Consider the following 22,738-nt stretch of genomic DNA (forward strand, 5'->3'; position numbering starts at 1 on the left):
GTCGAGGGACCAGACGGATCGCAGGAGGAGTTGACGGTGGGACTGACCGCTCGCGTTGGACGCTTGCTCGGACGAGTCGCGCTGGCGCCCATCTTCATCGTCGCTGGCTTCGAGGCCCTGCGAGACCCTGGGCATCGTCCGGAGGTCGCCGCGAAGGCGGGCCTCCCGAGCCCGGAGCTGCTGGTGCGCCTCAACGGGGCTGCGATGGTCGCAGGCGGTCTTGGTCTCGCGACCGGGCTACGGCGGCGTCTCGCAGCCCTTGGGCTCATCGCATCGCTGGGAGCGACGACGGTCGTCGGTCATCCGTTCTGGCGCGAGGAGCCCGGGCCAGGCCGGACGATGCAGCGAGTGCAGTTTCTGAAGAACCTCGGACTTCTGGGCGGGCTGGCCCTCGTGGTGTGCGATCCTGGTCGCGACCGCGACGCGTGACGTGTCGTTGATGGGGAGCCACGTGGGTGCTCCGCGACGTTCGCTGGCTGCCACGATCGCGACGAGTTGTGACGCTGCGTTCACAGGATGGGACTCGGCCGGCCTTGGTGTCGGCTCTACGCTGGCGGTGTGAAGGAGTGGTCAGGCCGAGCGCGTCGCCAGCAGGCTCGACGTGCTGGCGCATCACCCGTTGGCGGGGCGGGGATGGTTGGCTTACCGGCGCGTGCCGTCGTCTCAGCGGTGGCGGCGGTGAGCTGGATGATCGTCGGGGTCGTCATCGTGGCCGCCGTTCACGCGAGCTGGCATGTCGAAGCCGGACTGTTCGCGTTCGGCGTCGGCGTCGTCTGGGCACGGGGGGCGCTCAGAGCCGTCAACGCGCGTTGAGGGCGGAGGTGGCGTGAACCACGCCGAGGGATCGGTGGTCGATCACTTCCAGCTGGTGGCACTGCTGGGGGTCGGAGGTTTCGCGGAGGTGTGGCGAGCACACGATCTCACGACCGGTGGCGAGGTCGTCCTGAAGTTCCCCACTCCACAGCTGGTTGCCGACCCCGTCCTCTTCCAGCGCTACCAGCGGGAGATCGCCATCTGGCGGAAGCTCGACCACCCGGGGGTCGTGCGGTGCGTCGACGATGGCCAACGGCGGAGCGAGCCGTATCTCGTGCTCGAGTTCGTCGACGGGGTCACGCTGCGACGGTGGCTGAACGATCATCCAGGGCCGGTTCCGGTGACCCTCGTCGTGGCCTGGGCTCGTCAGCTCGCCGAAGCCCTCGACTACCTGCACGGGCGTGGCGTCGTGCATCGCGACCTCAAGCCTGAGAACATCTTGGTGTCGTCGTCCGGGGTGCTCAAGATCGGCGATTTCGGAACTGCGGTCAGTCGAGGGGCGCGGAGGCTGACCTGGGGGCAGTTGTCTCCGGCCATGGGGACACCCGACTATATGAGCCCTGAGCAGGTGCGGGGACGGCGCGGCGATGAGCGCAGCGATCTCTATGCGTGGGGTGCGATCGTCTACGAGCTTGCGACCGGTCGACCTCCCTTTCGTGGTGATTCGTGGCTGGCGGTGATGACTGCGCACCTGCAGCAGGCGCCCGAACCATTGCGCCAACGGCGGCCGGAACTGCCGCCGGGCCTCGAGGCCATCGTCCTCCATGCGCTGCGGCGGTTCCCCGAGCACCGTTACCAGCATGCACGTGAGGTGCTGGAGGATCTCGAACGCATCGATGAGCTTGGCAGCGATACGTACTCGTTGGCGCCGGAGCAGCCGATCGGTGACGTCGTGGCCGCGACCACGAGCGGGCGTCGGCTGGTGTGGTTCGTGGTCGGGGTCGCCGTGGGCTTTCTCGCGCTCGCCGCGGCGGTGCTCGTCGTGGCGGCGCACCACTAGGGCGAGCCGGTTGAAGGAGGGAGCAGGGTGACGGGACAGCGAACGTGGATGCGGGCGTGTTTCGTGGATCTCTTTGGCGAGCTGCGCTCGGTGACGGTGTCGGGGGTGGAGGTGACGAGCCACCTGGTGGTCGATGCGTCGGCCATCGAGGGCGGGATCCGCGTCCTCGAGTCTGACTGCTCACTGGATCTCACCGCCGCGGCTCGCCTCGTAGGTCCGGAGGGGGAGCGTCTCGTCGGCATCGTGCGCTCACCGGACGGGGTGCCGTCGCCGTTGGATACGCGCGCCGCACTCGCGCGCATCAGTGCGGAGCTCGATCCCGAGACGCGTTGGCGCGGGATCGCGGAGCTCGAGTGGTACTGCTTCGACGAGCACGGCGATCCGGTGGACGAGGCGGGCTACTTCGACGATGTGGTGGGCATCGGTGGCGCGATCGCGCGAGCCGCCTACGCCAGGTTGTCCGACAGTGGCATACCGGTGCTAGCGTCGCACCACGAGGCTGGGCCCGGTCAGTGGGAGCTCGATCTCGGCCCGCTCGATGCGTGTGCACTCGCCGATGCCGTGGTGCTCGCACGAGCTGCAGTGCGTGACGCTGCCGTGGAGTTCGGGGCCACGGCGTCGTTCGCGGCCCGTCCGCTGCCGGGACAACCGGGTTCGGGGCTCCACCTCCATGAGGTGCTCGCGCCCGAGGTGACCGAGTCGCTGATCCGCGCCCGTGTTGGGGGCCTGCTGGATCATGCCCCTGGCCTGTGCGCGCTCGCCGCTCCGACGGTCGGGTCCTATCGGCGTCTCCACGCCGGCCCGGAGGCACCGAGCGCGGCGCTGTGGGCGCACGAGCATCGCGGTGCGCTGGTGCGGGTCGCGACGGCGGTCGACGGGACCCGATCCATCGAGTACCGCGGTGCGGACCCGTCGGCGAACCCGTGCATCGCGATCGCAGGGATCATCGTCGCGGCGGCCCATGGCGCCCAGGAGGGTAGCGACCCTGGCGAGGCGATGGACGAAGATCCGGAGGGCTTCGATCCCCTGGCCCGAACGGCAGCCTTCACGCCGCTCCCGAGGAGTCTCGATGAGGCCGTCGACGCGCTCCTGGCCGATGACGTGCTCGTGGACGCGTTCGACGACCGGCTCATTCATCGCATCGTCGATGCCGAGCGGGCGCTTGCCCGCCGCGCACTCGCGGGAGGTCGTGATCCAGACGTGCGCCCGGGATCGATGTCGACGCGTGTGATCGATCGGTAACGAGCTGGTAACGCTACCTCGATGGGTGGCGTGTGGGCGGGTCTACGATGCGCCTAGCTCCGCTGCGATCGGCCGACCAGGGGAGCGAGGCCAGACGCCGCAACGGCGCGGCCTGGCGGTCGTCCGAAGGGTGTCACCGGAGGTGGCGTCCTGATCGCGTACCGACAGGTGAGGAGTTGTGCCATGGCAGCGAGCGAGCAGCAGATGCACCGAACGCTCACGCTCACCGGTGTCACGGTCAATGGGATGGCCTTGATCGCGCCCGGAGCGTTTCTTTGGACAACGTTTCAGGAACAGGCGGCCCAGACGAACCACGGTCAGCCGACGGGCCTTGACATGTGGACAGGGCTCCTCTTCGCCTTCATCCTCGCCATGCTGACCGCGTGGAGCTACAGCCAGCTGGCTCGGATCTATCCCGATGCGGGCACGGGCTCGACCTACTACTTCGCCGAAGCCGCCTTCCTCGACCAGAACCACCCGCGCTTCACCGCCACCGCGAGAGCGGTGAAGTTCGCCTTCGGCTGGATCAGCCACCTGTACTACTGGATCTATCCGGGCATCATGGTGGCGTTCATCGGTACCCTGATCGGCTACATCATCGGCGCGGTCGGAGGGGTCACGCTGTCGTGGCTCGAACTCTCGGTGATCGCCGTCGTCGCCGCCGCGGGGATCGGCTACATCGCCTACCGTGGCATCACGGGGTCCACGATGACGGCGCTCGTCATCAACGTGATCCAGATCGTGACCCTCGTCGCGATGACGGCTCTCTTCTTCATCGCGTTCCGCGTCGCGCACCCGGACGGTGGCTACGTGCAAGCGAGCGCACTCTCGGTCATCCTCCCACACAGCTTCGTGAACCTGCTCTACCAGTCGACCATCGCCATCTTGTTGCTCGTCGGCTTCGAGTCCATCACGGCCCTCGGCGCCGAGGCGCGCAATCCCGAGCGCGACATCCAGCGTGGGGTCTTGATCGCGCTCGCCATCCAGGGAGGCTTCTCGTACCTGTTGGAGTACTTCGGTGCGAACTTCGCACTCGGCTCTGCGACCATGGCAGGTCAACCGGGCGCAAACGTCTTTGCCAAGGCCGGCAACGATGCGGCGCCGATCGGCACGATGGTCCAGAACGCTGCCGATCGCATGTTCCATGGCGGCGGAGAGGCGGCTGCGTTGATCGTGGCCGCCACGGTCCTCATCGCACTCATCGGCACGACGCTCGCGTGCATCAACACCGCAGTTCGCGTGAGCTACTCGATGGCCAGGGACCGTGAGCTGCCCAGCGTGATCGGGTGGTTGCACGGGCGCTTCGCCACACCCCACGGCGGCATCCTCGTGATCAGCGCGATCAGCGCCGTGGTGGCGATCTACGGGGTGCACACGGTCGACAACCTGACGCAGATCACGCTGGCGTCCAACATCGGGACCTTTCTGGTCTATGGCATGACGTGTGTGATCGCGATCGTGGCGTTCTCCCGTCGCGCCGATCGTTCCCTGCTCGCTCATGTGCTCGCCCCTGGCCTTGGGGCGCTCATGAATCTGGCCGAGCTCGCTGGCGTGGTCTATCTCGCCATCGCTGGCGGCGGCTCGGGTGCGACCGATGCGGTGAAGGCCATCGGTGTGGTGCTGGCCTGGACCATCGTTGGGCTCGTGTGGTACTGGGCGAACCCGCACCGCCATCATGCCAAGAGCATCGTCGGCGAGCGCGCCACGAGGCGACTCGGCGGGGCCGGGCGCGGCGTGTCGGCCGCGGCGGAGACGCCATAGCGTTCGGTGCTCCGGGGGGAGCTGCCAGCTGGTGATGCCTCTGGCCCGCAAGGGCTGGAGGCATCACCCATGAGGAGGAGACGATGGTACGACGCTCGCTCGAGGCCGACGAGACGAGTGGGTCGCTTCGGGCCCACGACGGCTCGGTGGCGGCCTGGGTGAGCGTGCGGGGTGTGGTGCGGGCTGGGAACGAGGACGCGGTTGCGGTCGTCCCCCCTGGCACCTCTGGCGAGGTGCTGGTGGCGTGCGTGGCCGATGGTGTCGGCGGGCAGGCGGCTGGCGAGGTCGCCAGCCAGGCGGCCATCGAGGCGGCCACGAGCGCGATGGGGAGCGGGCGAGGGGCGGTGCGGGCTCGGGTGCGAGCTGCGGTTCGGGCTGCGAACGCGGCAGTCATCGACGCGCAACATCGCGAGCGGGCTCGGATGGCAACCACGCTCACCCTGGTCGGGGTGAGTGGCCGCGACGTCGTCATTGGCCACGTCGGCGACTCGCGTGCCTATCGTGTCGGCGACGAGCGGATCCATCAGCTGACGCAGGACCATACCCAGGCGGCCGAGCTGTTGCGGGCGGGCTTGATCGATCAGGAGGAGGCAGCTCGGCATCCAGCGCGCTCGGTGCTGACGCGAAGCCTGGGAGCACAGATGGCGGTGGCGCCGGATCTCGTCAGCGTGGCGCTGGAGGATGGGGAGCGGATCCTCGTCTGTTCGGACGGCTTCTGGGGGACGGTTCCGCGCGGCGCGCTCTTCGAGGCGCTGCGCGGCGCGCGAGAGCCCGACGCGCTCGAGGGTGCGCTCTGGCGACTCGTCGGGCTTGCCTACGAGGCGGGTGCGCCCGACAACGTCTCCGTCATCGTGGTGATCCCGAGTCCGACGGCCACGAGTTCGGGCGCGAGCGTGCGCACCTCGTGGTGGCGGAGGAGCCGAGGAACCTAGGCAAGGCCGACGATACGCGCCGCCGCGTCTCGTGCACGCTGAGCATCGCTCGCGGTGCGGACCGCTTCTGCTGCTCGGCGAGCGGTCGTACGCTCGACGGAAGCGAGCAGACGGGTGACGGGTGCGATCGCGCTCGGCGTCATGGACAAGCTCGTGATGCCGAGGCCCGCCAGCCAGACGGCGGCGAGGGGATCTGCGGCGAGCTCGCCGCAGACACCGATGGGGATGCGACCGTCGACGTCGTCGACGAGGCGAGCGAGGAGTCGAGCGAGTGGCGGCGAGAAGGGATCGGCGAGGGCTGCGACCGCCGACTCCTCGCGGTCGGCGGCGAAGAGGTACTGCGCGAGGTCGTTGGTGCCGATCGAGACGAAGTCGACGCTGCGGGCGAGCTCGTCGCCGAGCAGGCACAGAGCAGGGACCTCCACCATGACGCCTGCACTCGGGATCCCTGCGGCGTGGGCTCGCTCGACCACCTCGCGCGCTTCGTCGATCGTCGTCACCATCGGGGCCATGAGACCGACCTCGGCACCGGTCGCGCGCTGGGCGTCGGCGATCGCTGCGATCTGGGTGTCGATCACGGCCGGCGCCACGGCGCGTGCCCTCCATCCTCGGACGCCGAGCGCGGGGTTGGCCGAGCGAGGCAGATCGATGAACGCGAGTGGCTTGTCGGCACCGGCGTCGAGCGTGCGGACGATGCAACGGCGGCCCCGGAATGGGGTGAGGATCTCGGTGTAGGCCTCGGCTTGCTCGGCGCGAGAGGGAGCCTCGTCGCGGTCGAGGAACAAGAACTCGGTGCGCAAAAGGCCGATACCGACCGCGCCGGCGTCGATCGCCCCCTGCGCGTCGGCGACGCCGGCGACGTTGGCCATGATGGCGACGGCGCCGATGGCGGCACGGTCTCGAGGGAGCGTCGTTCGCGCGGGCGTACGCTCTGCGGCTCGCAGCCCAGTGACATCGTCGTCGTTGGGGTTCACGATCGCGACCGCGCGCACGGTATCGACGAGCACGGTGTCGCCGTCGTGCACCCCGTCGAGGCCCACCACGCCGGTGAGGGCGGGGATGCCGAGTGCTCGGGCGAGGATGGCGACGTGGGCGGTCGGGCTGGCGCCAGCGAGCAAGAGCGCTGCCGGCCGTTCGTGCTCGATCGCGAGGAGATCTGCTGGGCCGAGCTCGTTCGCGACGACGACCTTGCCTTCGAGCATCGGTCCTTGGGTGCCCCTGAGGCGGGCGATGAGGCGCCGTTCGATCGCGCCGAGGTCCGCCGCTCGTTCGGCGATCGCGCCGCCGACGGAACGGAGGACGCCTGCGACCTCGTCGAAGGCGTCGTGGACCCCGACGGTGGAGGGATCGTCGGCGAGGTGACGCTCCACGGCATCGACGAGCATGGGGTCTCGCGCGATGGCTGCGTCGGCGGCGAGGATCTGGGACAGCTCGCCGCTCGCACGTCGGCTGGAAGCCTCGAGGTCGTCGGCGACCTCCTCGAGCGCTCGGCGCACGCTGGCGGGATCGACCTCGGTGCGCTCGGCGACCGCGTCGACGCGGACGGCTGTCCCGACGCCGGCTCCCTGGGAGCCTGGTTGACCGCGAAGGGTGTGACGTTCCGGCATGGACCCTCCTCTCCGGGCGAGGCGCCTCGGGACCAAAGACCCTTGACGTCGTCCACGACGCCTGTCATGATACGAGCGGGCAGAGTGCACGAGAGCGCCCGGACGTGAGAGGTCGCGTCCGGGCGCTCTTCGTGTTCTGGCCCGGGAGCGATGCATGACAGGGGGAAGGAGGCCGTAGGTGGCCACAACACAGGCGCGACCGGCCGGCAAGACCGGCTGGCGCGCAACGACATGGGGAGAGCTGCTCTCCGAATATCTCGGTACGTTGGTGCTGCTCGCCTTCGGGACGGGCTCGGTCGCGGTTGCAGTGGTGGGCCTCACCATGTCCGGCCGCACCGTCGTCATCTTCCAGGGAGCGGGCGGCTGGCTGCTGATCACCTGGGGCTGGGCCATGGCGGTCGTGATGGGCGTCTACGTGGCTGGCGGGGTGTCCGGCGCACACCTGAACCCGGCGGTGACGCTGGCCATGGCGATCAAGGGCTCGCTGCCGTGGCGTAAGGTGCCGGGCTACTGGATCGCCCAGGTTCTCGGGGCATTCTCTGGCGCGGCGATCGTCTACCTGGACTACTACAAGGCGATCGATGCGTGGAACCTTGCGCACCACGTCACGCGCGCCAGCGCCGGTGGGTTGACGACCTTCTCGATCTTTGCCACGTTCCCCGCGAAGTACTTCGGCACGAGCCTCGTCGGGCCATTCATCGACCAGGTGATCGGCACGTTCTTCCTGCTGCTGTTCGTGCTCGCCATCACCGACGCGACGAACTCGGGGCCGGGTTCGAACATGGCACCGTTCCTCGTCGGGATGGCCGTCGCGGCGATCGGCATGAGCTTTGGTACGGACGCCGGTTACGCGATCAACCCTGCGCGTGACTTCGGTCCGCGGCTCCTGACGTGGTTCCTCGGCTGGGGACACAACGCCTTCGCCGGTCTCAACGGTTACTGGTGGGTCCCGATCGTCGGTCCGCTCGTCGGTGGAGCGATCGCGGTTGGGGTCTATCGCTGGTTCATCGAGGACACGATTCGTGCGCGCTTCGCGCGCCAGAGCACGGAAGGAGGGGCGCAGTGACCACCCGTATCCTCGCTCTTGATCAAGGAACGACGAGCTCTCGAGCGATCGTCTTCGATCTCGACGGCACCATCCTCGGCCTCGGCCAGCACGAGTTCCCGCAGTACTACCCGCAGCCAGGCTGGGTCGAGCACGACCCCGAGGAGATCTGGGAGTCCCAGCGCCAGGCCATCTTCGACGCCCTGCGCGCCGCCGGCATCGCGCCAGGGGACCTCAGCGCGATCGGCATCACCAACCAGCGTGAGACCACCATCGTGTGGGATCGCCAAACCGGCAAGCCGGTCATGAACGCGATCGTGTGGCAGTGCCGACGGACGGCGCCGATGTGCGACGAACTCCGTGCGGCCGGCCGCGAGGATCTGGTCCGTTCCCGTACCGGTCTCGTCATCGACGCTTACTTCTCGGGAACGAAGGTGGCCTGGATCCTCGAGCACGTGCCGGAGGCTCGTCGCCTGGCGGACGAGGGCCGATTGGCCTTTGGCACCGTTGATGCGTGGCTGATTTGGAAGCTCACCGGCGGACGGGTGCATGCGACGGACGCCACCAACGCCTCTCGGACCATGCTCTTCAACATCCACACCGGTGAGTGGGATCCCGAACTGCTCGAGATGCTGGGCGTGCCCGCGTCGATGTGCCCGACGGTCGTCGACTCCGCAGGCGTGGTCGCCGAGACGGACCCTGAGATCTTCGGTGCCAGGGTGCCCATCGCCGGCATCGCGGGTGATCAGCAGGCCGCTCTCTTCGGCCAGGCGTGCATCGAGCCGGGCATGGCGAAGAACACCTACGGGACCGGGTCCTTCCTGCTGCAGACCACGGGCCACGATGCGGTCGCGTCGCACTCGGGCCTGCTCACGACCGTGGCGTGGAGCATCGGGGGTGAGCGCACCTACGCGCTCGAGGGCTCCATCTTCGTGACCGGAGCCGTCGTCCAGTGGCTGCGCGACGGACTGCGTCTCATCGCGCATGCCGAGGACACCGAGGCGATCGCCGCCGAGGTCCCCGACACCGGTGGCGTCGTGGTGGTCCCTGCCTTCGTGGGGCTCGGCGCACCGGTGTGGGACCCGTACGCGCGGGGCACCATCGTCGGCATCACGCGCGGGACGACGCGGGCACACATCGTGCGGGCCGCGCTCGAATCGATGGCCTACCAGACGCGTGACGTCGTCGAGGCGATGGCGGCCGACTCGGGCCAGCGACTCGCCATCTTGCGGGTCGACGGCGGTGCGGTGCGCAACAACGTGGTCGCACAGCTCCAGGCCGACGTGCTCGGGATCCCGGTCGAGCGTCCGAAGGTCACCGAGACCACGGCGCTGGGTGCTGCCTACCTGGCGGCGGTCGGCGTGGGTGCGGTGGCAGGTCCTGGGGGGCTGCGCGACGTGTGGCAACTGGAGCGGCGCTTCGAGCCAACGTGGGACGAGGCGACGCGAGCCGCGGCCTATCGCACGTGGCAGCGTGCGCGGGACCGCGCCCGAGCGTGGGTCGAGGCGTAGGCTGCGAGAGGGAGGTAGTCGGATGAAGAAGGTCATCAACGAGGTCGACCACGTCGTCGACGAGTCTCTCGATGGGCTCGCGGCCGCGTTCGCACCGTGGGTTCGCCGCATCGAGGGTACCCACGTGCTGGCGCGCGCGGTCGCGAAGCCATCGGGGCGCGTCGGGCTGGTCTCGGGCGGCGGATCGGGCCATGAGCCGGCCCACGGCGGCTACGTCGGTGAGGGCATGCTCGACGCCGCGGTGGCCGGCGAGGTCTTCACCTCGCCGACGCCCGATCAGATCCTCGAGGGCATCCGCGCCGCCGACCACGGCGCGGGGGTGCTGTGCGTCGTGAAGAACTACACCGGCGACGTCATGAACTTCGACATCGCCGCCGAGCTCGCCAAGGAGGAGGGGATCGAGGTGCGCCAGGTCGTCGTGAACGACGACGTCGCGGTCGAAGACTCCCTGTACACCTCGGGGCGACGAGGCATCGCCGGAACGGTGTTCGTCCACAAGATCGCAGGCGCAGCAGCCGAACGTGGGGACGATCTGGCGACGGTGGCGGCGGTCGCCGAGCGCGTGATCGCGAACGTGCGCTCCATGGGCCTCGCACTCGCACCGTGCACGGTGCCCGCACGTGGAGAGCCCACCTTCACCTTGGGCGAGGACGAGATCGAGGTGGGCATCGGCATCCACGGCGAGCCTGGGGTTCGGCGCGAACCACTGCGTCGTGCCGACGACCTGACCGACGAACTGCTCGATCGGGTGACGAGCGACCTCGGGCTCGAGAGCGGTGCATCCATCGCGGTGATGGTGAACTCGATGGGAGCGACGCCGCTCCTCGAGCTTGGGATCGTTGCTCGCCGCGTCTACCAGGTCGCGGCCGAGCGCGGGTGGCACATTCGCACCGCCTGGGTTGGCGAGTACATGACGTCGCTCGAGATGGCCGGCTACTCGATCACGGTGCTTCGACTCGACGACGAGCTCGCCGCGCTGCTCGAAGCCCCTGCGTCGACGGCTGCCGTTCGGGTGGCACGGTGAGCGAGCCCGGTTCGCTCGCCTGGTGGCACGACGTCTGGCGCTGTTTCGCGGCGTCGGTGCGCGACCAGCGCACCTGGCTGGACGATCTCGACGCTGCGATCGGCGATGGTGACCACGGTACGAACCTGAACCGAGGTCTCGAGCGCGCCCTCGGGGCCCTCGAGACCTCGCAGACGCCGCGAGCGGGGCTGAGGAGTGTTGGGATGGCACTGCTCGGCACGGTCGGCGGGGCATCAGGCGCGCTGTGGGGCTTTGGCTGGACCAAGGCCTCGGCGGCAGCCGGCGACGGGACCGGCGCCCCAACGCCCGACGAGGTCGTGGCCACGCTGTCGCTATTCCGGGACGCGGTGCTCGAGCGTGGCCACGCCGAGCTCGGCGACAAGACCATGGTGGATGTCCTCGTGCCGGCGCTGGCGTCGCTCGCTGCCGAGCTCGGGACTCAGCGCTCCTTCGCCGAGGCAGCCGCTACCGCCGCGTCCGTGGCCTCGGAGCGTGCCGAGTCGACCATCCCCCTCGTGGCGCGCAAGGGCCGCGCGTCGTATCTCGGGGAGCGGAGCGCAGGTCACGAAGACCCCGGTGCGGCCTCGATGGCTCTGTTCTTCGCATGCCTTGGCGAGGTGAGCTGAGGTGGTGGGCGTGCTGGTGGTGTCGCACTCGCGGCGATTGGCGCAGGGGGCGTGCGAGCTCGTCGGCGCCATGGCCAAGGGGGTTCGGCTCGAGTGGCGAGGAGGTGAGCCCCCCGAGCTTGGCGTGAGTGTCGAGCTGGTGGCAGATGCGCTCGAGGGCCTGCTCGAAGGGGGCGGTGAGGTGGTCGTGGTCGCCGACCTCGGGTCCTCGGTCCTGGCGGCAGAAGCGGCGGTCGAGCTGATCGGGGCAGGCCCACGCGTCCGCGTCCTGCGCGGCGTCCCGATGCTCGAGGGCTTCATCGCAGCCGCGATGGCGCTCACGGTGGGCGGAGGCCTCGCCGAGGCCGTCGCCGCGGCCGAGGCGGCCTGTGGTGCGCTCGAGGGCGGGCGATGACGCGCCGCCGGGTCGTCGTGATCGGGGCCGGGGCCACCGGGCTCGGCGTCGGCGTGGATTTGGCCACCCGTGGCATCGAGGCCGTCGTCGTCGAGCGTCACGCGGTGGGGGCAGGGACGTCGGGGCGGTTCCACGGTCTTGCACACTCCGGCGGTCGCTACGCCGTCACCGACCCGCTGGCCGCTGCCGAGTGCGCCCGCGAGCTCGCGGTGCTGCGCCAGATCGCCCCCGGTGCCCTCGAGGCCACCGGGGGATGGTTCGTACGCACGAGCGACGATGACGCCTTCGAGCAGGCGTGGCTGCGTGGGACGGCGTCCGCCGGGATCGAGGTCCGCGAGGTCCCGCTCGACGTCGCCAGGGCGCAGGTGCCGGCGGCGGCGGCGCGAGCTCGGCGGGTGTTCTGGGTACCCGACGGTGTGCTCGAGGGGTTCGAGCTCCTGCGCGGCCTCGTGCGAACGCTGCGACGTTTCGGTGGCGACGTGCTCGAGGGGTCGGAGGTGATCGGCCTCGTGCGCGACGGTGCCAGGGCGGCCGGTGTGGTCGTGCGCCAAGGCGATCGAGAGGTCGTCGTCGGTGCCGACGCCGTGGTGAACGCGGCGGGTCCACTCTCGGGTGTCGTCGGGCGTCGGCTGGGCGCCGAGGTGCCGGTCGCGCCGTCGTTCGGCACGATGTTGATCTTTGCCGATCGCCGACTCCCGCTCGTGGTGAACCATCTCGAGCGCCCATCCGACGGCGACATCTTCGTACCCCATGGCGAGACTGTCATCCTCGGTACCACCGACGTCCCCCACGAAGACGGCGAGGCGCTACCGCCGAGCCGGCAGGAGGTGGCTCGGCTCGTGGAGCTCGGTGCGCGCTTCGTGCCGGAGGTGCGCACCTGGCGACCGATGCGGGCCTTCACCGGCGTGCGCCCCCTGGTCGCCGATCCGGGTGCGGGCGGGCCGCGAGGTCTGTCGCGCAGTCACACCATCGTCGACCACGGCGCGAGAGACGGTATCGCCGGCCTGTTCGCGATCATCGGTGGCAAGTGGACGACGTATCGGCTCATGGGGGAGCAGACCGGCGACGCCGTCGCCTCCTACCTCGAGGTCACGGCACCGTCGGCGACGCGGTCGCTCGTGGTGGTGCCGGCGCGAGTTCGGGGACGCGCGCCGACGTCGTCGGAGACGTTGTGCACCTGTGAGGGCGTCGGTCGTGACGAGCTCGTCGGCGAGGGTTCGCTGGATCGTTGGCGCGTCGAGCATTGGGCGACGATGGGGCCGTGTCAGGGGACGTTCTGCGCCCATCGGTTGGCGGCTCGCGCAGCTGAACTCACGGGCGGCGCCCTCGAGAGCGAGGCGCTCGATGCGCTGCGTGCCGAGCGCGCGCGGGGGGTCGATGCGGTGGCCTATGGCGCACAGGCACGCCTTCGGGCCCTCGCGTCCGAGCAGCGTCGCTGGTGGGGGTGGGGCTCGTGAGCGTCGTGGTCGTCGGGGCAGGGCCGAGCGGGCTCCTCGCGGCGTCGCTGCTGCTGGACGAGGGTGCGTCGCCGATCGTCGTCGCGGCCGGCGAGGGTTCTCTTGGCTTGTGGCCGGGTTGGCTCGCGGCCCCACGGGACGATGGCGCCGTCGAGCGGGCCGTCGCGAGCTTGAATCGGGCCGACGCACGACTGTCGAGCGTCGACGAGCGCGACCGACTCATCGGCCCGCTCGGGGTCGCGCATCGGTTCGCCTGGGCTCCGCCGGAACTCGCGAGAGTGGGACCCGAGGACGTCGTCGGCTTCTGCGGCTTCGCCGAGATGACCGAGACGCGGGCTGCCGTCGCGGTGGCGACCTGGCAGAGCCAGACCGGATCGGCAGCCGTCGGCTTCGACCTCGCGCCGTGGGGCCGGCGGGTGCCGTTCGAACTCGCTCGCTTCCTCGGGCACCTGGAGGGGGCGCGAGCGCTCGGGCGCGCCCTCGCGCCCCGGGTCGACGGCGCCGTGAGCGTCGTCGCGGTACCGGGACTGCTCGGTATCGAGGATGCGACCCGGGCGCTGGCGGTGCTCGAGGAGATGCTCGAGCGCCGGGTCGGCGAGGTACCGCTCGTCACGCCTGCCCTGGCTGGTTGGCGGCTCGATCGTCGGGTGCGCACCGCACTTGCGGCTCGGGGCGCGACCTTTCGGCGCGCCAGGGTCGTCGAGGTCGGTCGGGGAGGCGTACGGCTCGCGGACGGTGCGCACGTCGACGCCGACGCGGTCGTGCTCGCCACTGGGGGCGTTGCGGGTGGCGGCATCGCAATCGGTCCGGATGGCTCGCTCACAGATAGCGCGCGCGGCGTCGCGATCGGCGACCCTGCGGCATGGATGATGGGAGAAGACGTGGGGCTGCTCGGTTATCGCGAGGTCGTCGTCGACGAGGAGGCTCGGGTCGTCGCGGTGGGCGCGCTCCGTGCGCACGAAGGCTCCGGGTTCGCCCAGGTTGCCCAGAGCGTCACGGAGGCGGTCGAGGTGCTTCGGTCATGGTGAGCACGGCAACGGCGCTCAGACTCGACAACGCCGATGCTTGCATCAAGTGCGGTCTGTGTCAGCTCGTCTGTCCCGTGCTCGAGGTGGACCCGGCCTTTAGCGGGCCGAAGGTGCTCGGGCCGGACTGGCATCGGCGCTTCGTAGCTGGCGAGCGGGTGACGGACGACACGGCCGCGCGCTGTACGTTCTGCCAGCTGTGCGAGTCGGTGTGTCCGGTGGGTGTCCCCATCGCGCACCTCATCGCGGAGCACAAGTCGCACCTCGACCACGACCCGCGCTCGAGGATGCGAGATGCGGTCGTGGTCCGGCCCGATGTGCTCGCGCGCTTTCCGTGGCTGACCCGGGTGCCGAGGCAGCTCGCGCCGGTCGCCGGCCTGTCGTCGACGACACGGTGGCCGCGTCCGCACCGACCCCGGGCCGCGTCGAGTGACGGCGGGACCTCTCGCGTCGGCACGGTCGGAGTCTTCGTCGACTGCTTCAGTCGGGCCTTCGACGGTGCCACGATCGATGCACTCGTCGTGCTCCTCGGGCGTGCGGGGATCACTGCACGTCTGGTGCCGGCGGACACCTCGGTGTGCTGTGGCGCCGCAGCGTGGGCGAGCGGTGCTCCGCACGTGGCCGAGGGGCGCGCGCGCGAGGCAGCGCGTGCCATCGAGGCCGACGCCGGCGATCTCGATGTGGTCCTGAGCGTGAACGCAACCTGCGAGGCGACGATGCATGGCGAGTGGCACGACGTCTTCGGCATCCAGACGTCGGTGCCGAGCGTGAGCGCGGTCGATTGGCTCCTCGACACTGGTGTCCTCGCTGGGCTCGTGGAGCGGCGGCGAAGGGGCGATCGGCCGAAGCGGCTCGCTCTCCACACGACCTGTCGCGCGACGGTGGCCGGAGAAGGCGGCGCCGACGTCGCCGCGCTCGAAGCGGTTGGCTACGAGGTCGTCCAGACCGAGCTCAGCTGCTGTGGCGCGGCCGGGAGCTATGCGTTCAAGGCCGAGCATGCCGAGCGTGCGCGGCGTATCGGGTCGCGGGTCGGACCGCCGGCCGAGATCGTCGGGGTCGCGGTCGACTCTGCGACCTGCGCGTTGCACCTGGGGGACCTCTGGGGCGTGCGCGCGACACACCCACTCGTGTGGATCGAGGAGGCGATGCGGCCGTGACGGAGACCCCACGTGCGATTCTCGCCATCCGCGATCCTGAGCTCGCCCAGGCTACGACCGCTGGGCTCGCGCCTGGGTGGGTGATGCTGCTCGGAGGGCCGGCCGCGAGCGTGATCGATGCCTCCATGACCCTCTCGCTCGAGGGCTGGGTCGTGTTCGTCCACATCGACATGGTGCGCGGTCTCGGGCGCGACGCCGACGGCCTCGGGGTGCTCTCGCGCTTCGGCGCACCCCAGGGCGTGATCTCGACGCATCCGAGCGTGGTGCAGGCGGCACGGGATCTCGGGTTCGCCACCTCCCTGCGGATCTTCCTGGTGGACTCGGGCTCGTTACGCTCGGGGATCCAACAGGCACAGCGCACCAAGCCGGACTTCGTCGAGATCCTCCCGGGTGTGCTGCCGCACCTCATCGCGCCGGTGGCTCGAGCGACGGGGCTCCCGGTGATCCCTGGTGGGCTGATCACGACTCCAGCGGATGCGTGGGCGGCCATCGAAGGCGGTGCGCTCGCGATCTCGACGTCGTCGCTCGAGGTCTATCGGGCGGTAGTGGAGGCGCCGGCTCCCCTGGCGCACGAGAACCACGTGCAGCGCTCGAGGGGTCACCGATGAGTGACGTCGTTCGGCGCCAGCTCATCGTCATCGACCCCCTGGGACTCCATGCACGCGCTGCCGCGGCGGTGGTCGCGGCGCTGGGGCCGATCGCGGGCGTCGTCATCCGAGCAGGTGAGCGTGCCGTGCCCGCCACGAGCGTGCTGGCGCTCATGGGACTCGGCATCGAGGCTGGCGACGTGATCGTCATCGAGGGTCCCGTCGAGGCAGAGGGAGCGATCGCAGAGGCGCTGGCGACGATCTCTGCGGTGGCCCAGCCCGTCGTCGAGGGCCCGAGTGACGACGAGGGACACCAGGGGCAGTCGTCGTCATCATGAAGGCCGTGTAACGATTCCCGCCTCGTGCATGGATTCCCTTGCGCCGACCGGACGCGACGAGTAAAGTAGCGCCACACGGGCCGTTTCGACGCGGAAAGCGTGTCGGAACGGGGAGCCTGGATCAGGAGGGGTGGCCAGGGTGCAACGGTCTCGAGGGCGCGCAGCTACGGTGCGCTACCGATGACCACCCTGACCCGTCGCCTCGAGGCCGAGCCTGGCCCACGAGCCGTTCGCCGAGACGGTGCGCTGGCGCGCTTCCTCGCCAATCGACTCGCCGTCGGCGCGCTGGTGGTGCTCGTGGCGATCGTCGCGTTCTGCTTCGTCGGCCCGATCGTGCACCCGGTGTCGGACGCAGCCAACCTGCTGCACGCCAACCAACCTCCCTCCGGCCAGTACCTGCTCGGCACGACACCGAACGGCCGTGACGTCCTCGGACGTCTCATGGTGGGAGGCCAGTCGACACTCGAGCTCGGGGTGGCCGTCGGCGTGCTCGCGACGGGCTTCGGTCTGCTCTACGGCACCGTCGCTGGTCTCGTGGGCGGTGTCACGGACGCGATCTTGATGCGCATCGTCGATGCCCTGCTCTCGATCCCGTTCCTCTTCTTCGTCATCTTGCTCGCCTCGATCGTGCGCCCGACGCTCGGACTCATCATCCTCGTGATCGCCGGCGTGAGCTGGCTCTCGACGGCGAGGCTCGTCCGAGCCGAGACCCTCAGGCTCCGAACCCTCGACTACGTCGACGCTGCCCGTGGTTTCGGAGCTCCCCCCTGGTGGATCCTCGTGCGCCACCTCGTGCCCAACGTGCTCGGTGTGCTCGTCGTGAACGGGACCTTGAAGGTCGCCGATGCGATCCTCACCTTTGCGGCGCTCGGCTACCTCGGCCTCGGCGTGCCCCCGCCCGCGACGAACTGGGGCGCGTTGCTCTCGGCGGGCGTGAACAACTTCTTCGACGGCTACTGGTGGCAGCTGTGGCCAGCGGCCGTGCTCATCGTCGTCACCGTGCTCGCGGTGAACGTGCTCGGCGACGCCCTGCGCGACGTCGTGGAGCGGAGGCTCTCGTAAGTGGGTGGAAGGAGCAAATGGTGGAGGGATCGATGATGAGGCAGCTGCGTCGGACGAGGTGGCATCGGAGCGCGGCGTGGACCGGTTCGCTGGTGGCGCTAGGCATACTGGCGGCCGCATGCGGGAGCTCGTCGGGGGCGTCGACGTCGTCGTCGGCGGCGACCGGACTGCCGGCGAACTACGCCTCGTTTGCGCTGCACTCGGGCGACACGTTCTCGTGGGTTCTCCCACTGCCGAACCAGGCCAACTACGAGCCATGGGACCAGAACGCGGAGTACGGGATGTACCGACCGCTCTACGTCGCTGGCAACGGGTCCTCCCCGACCATCGACGAGGCGACCTCGATGGCCAACCCGCCGACCTACAACGCCACCGACACGCAGGTCACGGTGACGTTGAAGCCGTGGAAGTGGTCGGACGGGACCCCGGTGACCGCCCGGGACGTCCAGTTCTTCTTCAACATCTATCGGGCCAACAAGGCGAACATCGCGACGTACGTGCCGGGGAACTTCCCCGACAACGTCGCCTCCTTCACCGTCGACTCGCCAACGAGCTTCACGCTCACGCTCACGCATCCGGTCAACCCGACGTGGTTCACCGACAACGAGCTCACCGACGTGGTGCCGCTGCCCCAGCAGGTCTGGGACCGTACCTCTCCCGGTGGCAAGGTCGGCAACTACGACGAGACCACGGCGGGTGCCGTGGCGGTCTTCAAGTTCCTCACGAAGCAGTCGAACGATCTGTCGACCTACGCGACGAACCCTCTGTGGCAGGTGGTCGATGGCCCCTGGAAGCTCCAGAGCTACGACCCGACCACCGGTCGCACGGTCTTCGCACGCAACGATGCCTTCACCGGGCCGGACAAGCCCAAGCTCGCTGGGTATGCACTCGAGAGCTTCCCGAGCCAGACCGCCGAGGTGAATGCGCTGCGCTCCGGTCAGCTCACCTACGGCTACTTGCCGATCTCCGACTACAAGCTGGAGTCGAGCCTGTCGAAGAGCGGGTACACCATCGCACCGTGGGTCACCGACTACGTCCAGTGGGCCGAACTCGGCTACACCAGCCCGAAGTACGGGCCACTCGTCAAGCAGCTCTACATCCGCCAGGCGCTCCAGCACCTGGTCGACGAGCCGCTGTACATGAGTCAGGCCCTGCACGGCTACGGGCAGTTCACCTATGGACCGGTCCCGAACATCCCCGGCTCACCGTACGTGACGGCGACGGAGCAGACCGACCCCGACCCCTACAGCACCGCAGCCGCGAAGAGCCTCCTCCTCGCCCACGGCTGGACGCTCGGGTCCCAAGGGGTGATGGTGTGTTCGAACCCCGGGACCGCGGCGAACCAATGCGGTGCGGGGATCTCGAAGGGCGAGGCCCTCAACCTCCTCTTCATGTACCAGAGCGGCACCCCGACGCTCGCGGCCCAGGTGGAGGCGTTCGCGACCGCTGCGAAGCAGGCGGGCGTCGGCATCTCCCTCGATCCCCAGACCCAGAGCACCATGTTCTCGATCGGCGGCGTGTGCCCCTCGGCCGGCCCGTGCAACTGGGGCATCATCTTGTACCGGACCTTCCTGTGGAACTACGGCCAAGGCGATGTGCTCCCGACGGGGGGTCAGATGTTCGGCAAGGGCAACTACTGGGGAGGCGGCTACAGCGATCCGACGGCCCAGTCCCTGATCGACGAGACCCACACCCAACCAGGGCTGAGCGCCTTGTTCGCCTACGAGAACTACATCTCGCGCCAGGTCGCAGCCCTGTGGTTCCCGACGTGGGACTGGCAGATCTCGGTGGTCTCGAACAAGCTGCACGGCTGGAACCCACAGCAGATCTTCGGGAATCCGACGCCGTCGAGGTGGTACTTCTAGGCGATGCTTGGGTTCGTTGCCCGACGGCTTGGCCAGGCGATCGTCACCATGGTGGCGGTGTCGATCGTCGTGTTCGGGCTGCTCCATGCCTTGCCAGGGGGGCTCGTGCGCGCCCAGTTGGGCGCGCACGTCTCCCAAGTCGCGATCCGTGCGCTCACCGTGCAAGAAGGCCTGACCAAGCCGCTGCCGGTCCAGTACCTCTTGTGGCTGAAGGGTGTCCTCGAAGGGCAGTTGGGCCAGTCGTTCAAACTGGGTGAACCGGTGTCGACGTTGATCGCGCTCTATGTCCCGAGGACGATCCTGCTCGTCGGGGTGTCGTTGTTGCTCGCGGTCGCGATCGCGATCCCGCTCGGTCTGTGGCAGGGCTACCGCCGTAATCACCCGGACGACCACGCCCTCAGCGCCATCATGCTCACGCTCTACTCCATGCCGACGTTCCTGCTCGGGGTCGTGCTCATCATCGTGCTCAACTCCTGGCTCGGCCTGTTGCCGTCGCTGGCATCGAACTTCGGCGCGAGCATCGGCACCGATGTGCGCGACCTGGGACTGCCGGTGCTGACGCTCACGCTGGCGAACGTGAGCTACTTCTCCCGCTACATGCGCTCGTCGGTGATCGACAACCTGCTCGAAGATTACGTGCGGACGGCACGCTCGAAGGGTGCCTCGGAGCGTCGAGTCCTCCTGCGCCACGTCCTGCGTAACTCGCTGACGGCGACCGTGACCATGATCGGGCTCACGCTGCCCTATACGGTGTCGGGATCGCTCATCGTGGAAGCGCTCTTCAACTTCCCCGGGGCTGGACTCTTGTTCTGGAACGCGGCCCAGACGCGCGACTTCATGGTGCTGCTCGGCATCGTGCTCGTGATCTCGATCGCGACCATCCTTGGCAATCTCCTCGCTGACCTCGCCTATGGCCTGCTCGATCCGAGAGTGCGCTACCGATGACCACCCTGACCCGTCGCCCCGAGGCCCAGGTCGGCCCGCGAGCCGTTCGCCGAGACGGTGCGCTGGCGCGGTTCCTCGCCAATCGACTCGCCGTCGGTGCACTGGTGGTGCTGGTGGCGATCGTCGCGTTCTGCTTCGTCGGTCCGATCGTGCACCCGGTGTCGGACGCGGCCAACCTGCTGCACGCCAACCAGGCACCCTCCGGCCAGTATCTGCTCGGCACGACACCGAACGGCCGTGACGTCCTCGGACGTCTCATGGTGGGAGGCCAGTCGACGCTCGAGCTCGGGGTGGCCGTTGGCGTGCTCGCGACAGGCTTCGGCCTGCTCTATGGCACCGTCGCCGGTCTGGTGGGTGGTGTCACGGACGCGATCTTGATGCGCATCGTCGATGCGCTGCTCTCGATCCCGTTCCTCTTCTTCGTCATCTTGCTCGCCTCGATCGTGCGCCCGACGCTCGGACTCATCATCCTCGTGATCGCCGGCGTGAGCTGGCTCTCGACGGCGAGGCTCGTCCGAGCCGAGACCCTCAGGCTCCGAACCCTCGACTACGTCGACGCTGCCCGTGGTTTCGGAGCTCCCCCCTGGTGGATCCTCGTGCGCCACCTCGTGCCCAACGTGCTCGGTGTGCTCGTCGTGAACGGGACCTTGAAGGTCGCCGATGCGATCCTCACCTTTGCGGCGCTCGGCTACCTCGGCCTCGGCGTGCCCCCGCCCGCGACGAACTGGGGCGCGTTGCTCTCGGCGGGCGTGAACAACTTCTTCGACGGCTACTGGTGGCAGCTGTGGCCAGCGGCCGTGCTCATCGTCGTCACCGTGCTCGCGGTGAACGTGCTCGGCGACGCCCTGCGCGACGTCGTGGAGCGGAGGCTCTCGTGACCGTTCGATCGAGCGGTGGGGGGACCTCGGTGCGCAGGACGTGGGAGCGCCCCGAGCTCCTGCGCGTTGCCGAAGGCGCACTCGCGCACGCATCGACGATGCCGCTCTGGCTCGACGATCCGGCTCGACCGGCGGCGACCCCACCACTCGAAGGGCAGGTCACGGCCGATCTCGTGATCGTCGGTGGTGGGCTGCTCGGTCTGTGGAGCGCGCTCCTGGCGGCCGAGCGGCGACCAGAGTGGGAGATCGTCCTCGTCGAGGGCGGTCGCATCGCCGCTGCGGCGTCGGGGCGCAACGGGGGCTTCTGCGAAGCGAGCCTGACCCATGGACTCGCCAACGGACTTGCCAGGTGGCCCGATGAACTCTCCGAGCTCGAGCGCCTCGGCGAGGAGAACCTTGCGGCCATTCGGGCGGCCGCCGAGCGGTATGCCGCGAACTGCGACCTCGTCGATTCGGGGACGATCGACGTCGCGCTCGAGGACTGGCAGCTCGACGAGCTCGCCGAGCTCGCCGAGGTGGCGCCACGCTACGGCCACGACGTCGTCCTCCTCGAGCGCGAGGCGCTCTCGGCCGAGGTACGCTCGCCGAGCTATCGCGGAGGCCTGTGGACGCGCAACCGCGCACTCATGCTCAATCCTGCACGTCTTGCGTGGGGTCTCGAGGCGGCAGTGGCGGGGATGGGCGTGCGCATCTGCGAGGGGACGCGCGTCGTTGGGCTGAGTTCCGAGGGCCCGTTCGTCGTGGTCGAGACCGGTTCGGGTGCGAGCGTGCGCGCGAGTCGGGTGATCCTCGCGACCAACGCGGCGGCTCCCCTCGTGGCGTCGGCGAGGTGGCGGTTCGTCCCGGTGTACGACTACGTCGTGGCGACGCGACCGCTCGCGGCGAGCGAGCGTGCCGAGATCGGTTGGGAGCGACGTCAAGGGATCTCGGATGCGGGCAATCAGTTCCACTACTACCACCTGAGCGAGGACGGTCGGATCGTCTTCGGAGGCTACGACGCGGTCTACCACTACGGTTCGGTGGCCCGCCCTCGCTACGAGGGACGCTCACCGACCCACGTACGCCTCGTCGCGCACCTGTACGCGACGTTTCCGGGGCTCGAGGGTGTCGAGATCAGCCACGCCTGGGGTGGGGCGATCGACACGTCGACTCGGTTCGTCGCGTCCGTGCATCGGGCCTTTGGCGGGCGCGTGCACTATGCGGTGGGGTTCACGGGTCTTGGTGTCGGGGCGACGCGGCTGTACGCATCGGTACTCGTGGGTCGTGCGATCGGGGAGCCCCACCCAGCGGAGCGGCTCCGACTCTTCCGTGAGGGCCCCGTACCGTTTCCGCCGGAGCCGCTCCGCTGGATCGGGATCGAGTTGACACGGCGCTCGCTCGCCTGGGCGGACGACCACGGCGGTCGGCGCAACGTCTGGCTCCGTGCGTTGGACCGCTTCGGCGTCGGGTTCGATTCCTAGGAAGGGGAC

The 22,738-nt window shown here is 69.2% G+C and carries 22 protein-coding genes; 21 read left to right on the forward strand and 1 reads right to left on the reverse strand.

The window, feature by feature from the left end:
* Positions 1–36: 36 nt before the first annotated feature.
* From AFER_RS04480 to AFER_RS04505, 6 genes are all read left to right on the forward strand, one after another.
* Positions 37–429: a DoxX family protein gene (locus AFER_RS04480; protein ID WP_015798302.1), complete on the forward strand. Its 393-nt coding sequence runs from the start codon at positions 37–39 to the stop codon at positions 427–429.
* A gap of 204 nt (positions 430–633) precedes the next feature.
* Positions 634–813 carry a hypothetical protein gene (locus AFER_RS11935; protein WP_015798303.1) on the forward strand — a complete coding sequence of 60 codons (180 nt, stop codon included), beginning with the start codon at positions 634–636 and terminating at the stop codon, positions 811–813.
* Positions 814–826: 13 nt separating this feature from the next.
* Positions 827–1,813: a serine/threonine-protein kinase gene (locus tag AFER_RS04490; protein WP_015798304.1), complete on the forward strand. Its 987-nt coding sequence runs from the start codon at positions 827–829 to the stop codon at positions 1,811–1,813.
* Positions 1,814–1,840: 27 nt separating this feature from the next.
* A complete protein-coding gene (locus tag AFER_RS04495) occupies positions 1,841–3,055 on the forward strand; it encodes a type I glutamate--ammonia ligase (RefSeq protein WP_015798305.1) in 1,215 nt (404 codons plus the stop codon).
* A gap of 183 nt (positions 3,056–3,238) precedes the next feature.
* Positions 3,239–4,816 (forward strand): APC family permease, encoded by a 1,578-nt coding sequence (locus AFER_RS04500; protein ID WP_015798306.1) that lies wholly within the window; start codon positions 3,239–3,241, stop codon positions 4,814–4,816.
* A gap of 83 nt (positions 4,817–4,899) precedes the next feature.
* Positions 4,900–5,748, forward strand: a complete 849-nt coding sequence (locus tag AFER_RS04505; protein ID WP_015798307.1) for a PP2C family protein-serine/threonine phosphatase — start codon at positions 4,900–4,902, stop codon at positions 5,746–5,748.
* On the opposite strand, the gene AFER_RS04510 is transcribed toward AFER_RS04505, so the two are convergent.
* A complete protein-coding gene (locus AFER_RS04510; RefSeq protein WP_015798308.1) occupies positions 5,745–7,355 on the reverse strand; it encodes a putative PEP-binding protein in 1,611 nt (536 codons plus the stop codon). The two genes, AFER_RS04505 and AFER_RS04510, sit on opposite strands and share 4 nt — an antisense overlap.
* 178 nt (positions 7,356–7,533) lie before the next feature.
* Between AFER_RS04510 and AFER_RS04515 the strand changes: the two genes are divergently transcribed.
* From AFER_RS04515 to AFER_RS04585, 15 genes are all read left to right on the forward strand, one after another.
* Positions 7,534–8,421, forward strand: a complete 888-nt coding sequence (locus tag AFER_RS04515) for an MIP/aquaporin family protein (protein WP_015798309.1) — start codon at positions 7,534–7,536, stop codon at positions 8,419–8,421.
* Positions 8,418–9,911 carry a glycerol kinase GlpK gene (gene glpK / locus AFER_RS04520; RefSeq protein ID WP_015798310.1) on the forward strand — a complete coding sequence of 498 codons (1,494 nt, stop codon included), beginning with the start codon at positions 8,418–8,420 and terminating at the stop codon, positions 9,909–9,911. Before AFER_RS04515 ends, glpK begins: the two co-directional genes overlap by 4 nt.
* 22 nt (positions 9,912–9,933) lie before the next feature.
* Positions 9,934–10,935 (forward strand): dihydroxyacetone kinase subunit DhaK, encoded by a 1,002-nt coding sequence (gene dhaK, locus AFER_RS04525; RefSeq protein ID WP_015798311.1) that lies wholly within the window; start codon positions 9,934–9,936, stop codon positions 10,933–10,935.
* Positions 10,932–11,561 (forward strand): dihydroxyacetone kinase subunit DhaL, encoded by a 630-nt coding sequence (gene dhaL, locus AFER_RS04530; protein ID WP_015798312.1) that lies wholly within the window; start codon positions 10,932–10,934, stop codon positions 11,559–11,561. The genes dhaK and dhaL overlap by 4 nt, the downstream gene beginning before the upstream one ends.
* Position 11,562: 1 nt before the next feature.
* Complete coding sequence (locus AFER_RS04535; protein ID WP_041661688.1) at positions 11,563–11,955, forward strand: PTS-dependent dihydroxyacetone kinase phosphotransferase subunit DhaM; 393 nt, start codon at positions 11,563–11,565, stop codon at positions 11,953–11,955.
* Positions 11,952–13,412 carry an FAD-dependent oxidoreductase gene (locus AFER_RS04540; RefSeq protein WP_015798314.1) on the forward strand — a complete coding sequence of 487 codons (1,461 nt, stop codon included), beginning with the start codon at positions 11,952–11,954 and terminating at the stop codon, positions 13,410–13,412. Before AFER_RS04535 ends, AFER_RS04540 begins: the two co-directional genes overlap by 4 nt.
* A complete protein-coding gene (locus AFER_RS12310; protein ID WP_015798315.1) occupies positions 13,409–14,440 on the forward strand; it encodes a hypothetical protein in 1,032 nt (343 codons plus the stop codon). The genes AFER_RS04540 and AFER_RS12310 overlap by 4 nt, the downstream gene beginning before the upstream one ends.
* Positions 14,434–15,594: a heterodisulfide reductase-related iron-sulfur binding cluster gene (locus tag AFER_RS04550; RefSeq protein WP_015798316.1), complete on the forward strand. Its 1,161-nt coding sequence runs from the start codon at positions 14,434–14,436 to the stop codon at positions 15,592–15,594. Before AFER_RS12310 ends, AFER_RS04550 begins: the two co-directional genes overlap by 7 nt.
* Positions 15,591–16,202 (forward strand): glycerol-3-phosphate responsive antiterminator, encoded by a 612-nt coding sequence (locus AFER_RS12315; RefSeq protein ID WP_015798317.1) that lies wholly within the window; start codon positions 15,591–15,593, stop codon positions 16,200–16,202. Before AFER_RS04550 ends, AFER_RS12315 begins: the two co-directional genes overlap by 4 nt.
* A complete protein-coding gene (locus AFER_RS10920) occupies positions 16,199–16,519 on the forward strand; it encodes an HPr family phosphocarrier protein (protein WP_015798318.1) in 321 nt (106 codons plus the stop codon). The genes AFER_RS12315 and AFER_RS10920 overlap by 4 nt, the downstream gene beginning before the upstream one ends.
* Positions 16,520–16,699: 180 nt before the next feature.
* Entirely contained in the window at positions 16,700–17,581 is an 882-nt protein-coding gene (locus AFER_RS04565; RefSeq protein WP_015798319.1) for an ABC transporter permease, read from the forward strand.
* A gap of 32 nt (positions 17,582–17,613) precedes the next feature.
* Positions 17,614–19,446 carry an ABC transporter substrate-binding protein gene (locus AFER_RS04570; RefSeq protein WP_015798320.1) on the forward strand — a complete coding sequence of 611 codons (1,833 nt, stop codon included), beginning with the start codon at positions 17,614–17,616 and terminating at the stop codon, positions 19,444–19,446.
* A gap of 3 nt (positions 19,447–19,449) precedes the next feature.
* A complete protein-coding gene (locus AFER_RS04575; protein ID WP_015798321.1) occupies positions 19,450–20,391 on the forward strand; it encodes an ABC transporter permease in 942 nt (313 codons plus the stop codon).
* Positions 20,388–21,269 (forward strand): ABC transporter permease, encoded by an 882-nt coding sequence (locus tag AFER_RS04580; protein WP_015798322.1) that lies wholly within the window; start codon positions 20,388–20,390, stop codon positions 21,267–21,269. The genes AFER_RS04575 and AFER_RS04580 overlap by 4 nt, the downstream gene beginning before the upstream one ends.
* Positions 21,266–22,729 (forward strand): NAD(P)/FAD-dependent oxidoreductase, encoded by a 1,464-nt coding sequence (locus AFER_RS04585; protein ID WP_015798323.1) that lies wholly within the window; start codon positions 21,266–21,268, stop codon positions 22,727–22,729. The genes AFER_RS04580 and AFER_RS04585 overlap by 4 nt, the downstream gene beginning before the upstream one ends.
* Positions 22,730–22,738: the final 9 nt, after the last annotated feature.

This window comes from Acidimicrobium ferrooxidans DSM 10331, assembly GCF_000023265.1.
GTDB lineage: Bacteria > Actinomycetota > Acidimicrobiia > Acidimicrobiales > Acidimicrobiaceae > Acidimicrobium > Acidimicrobium ferrooxidans.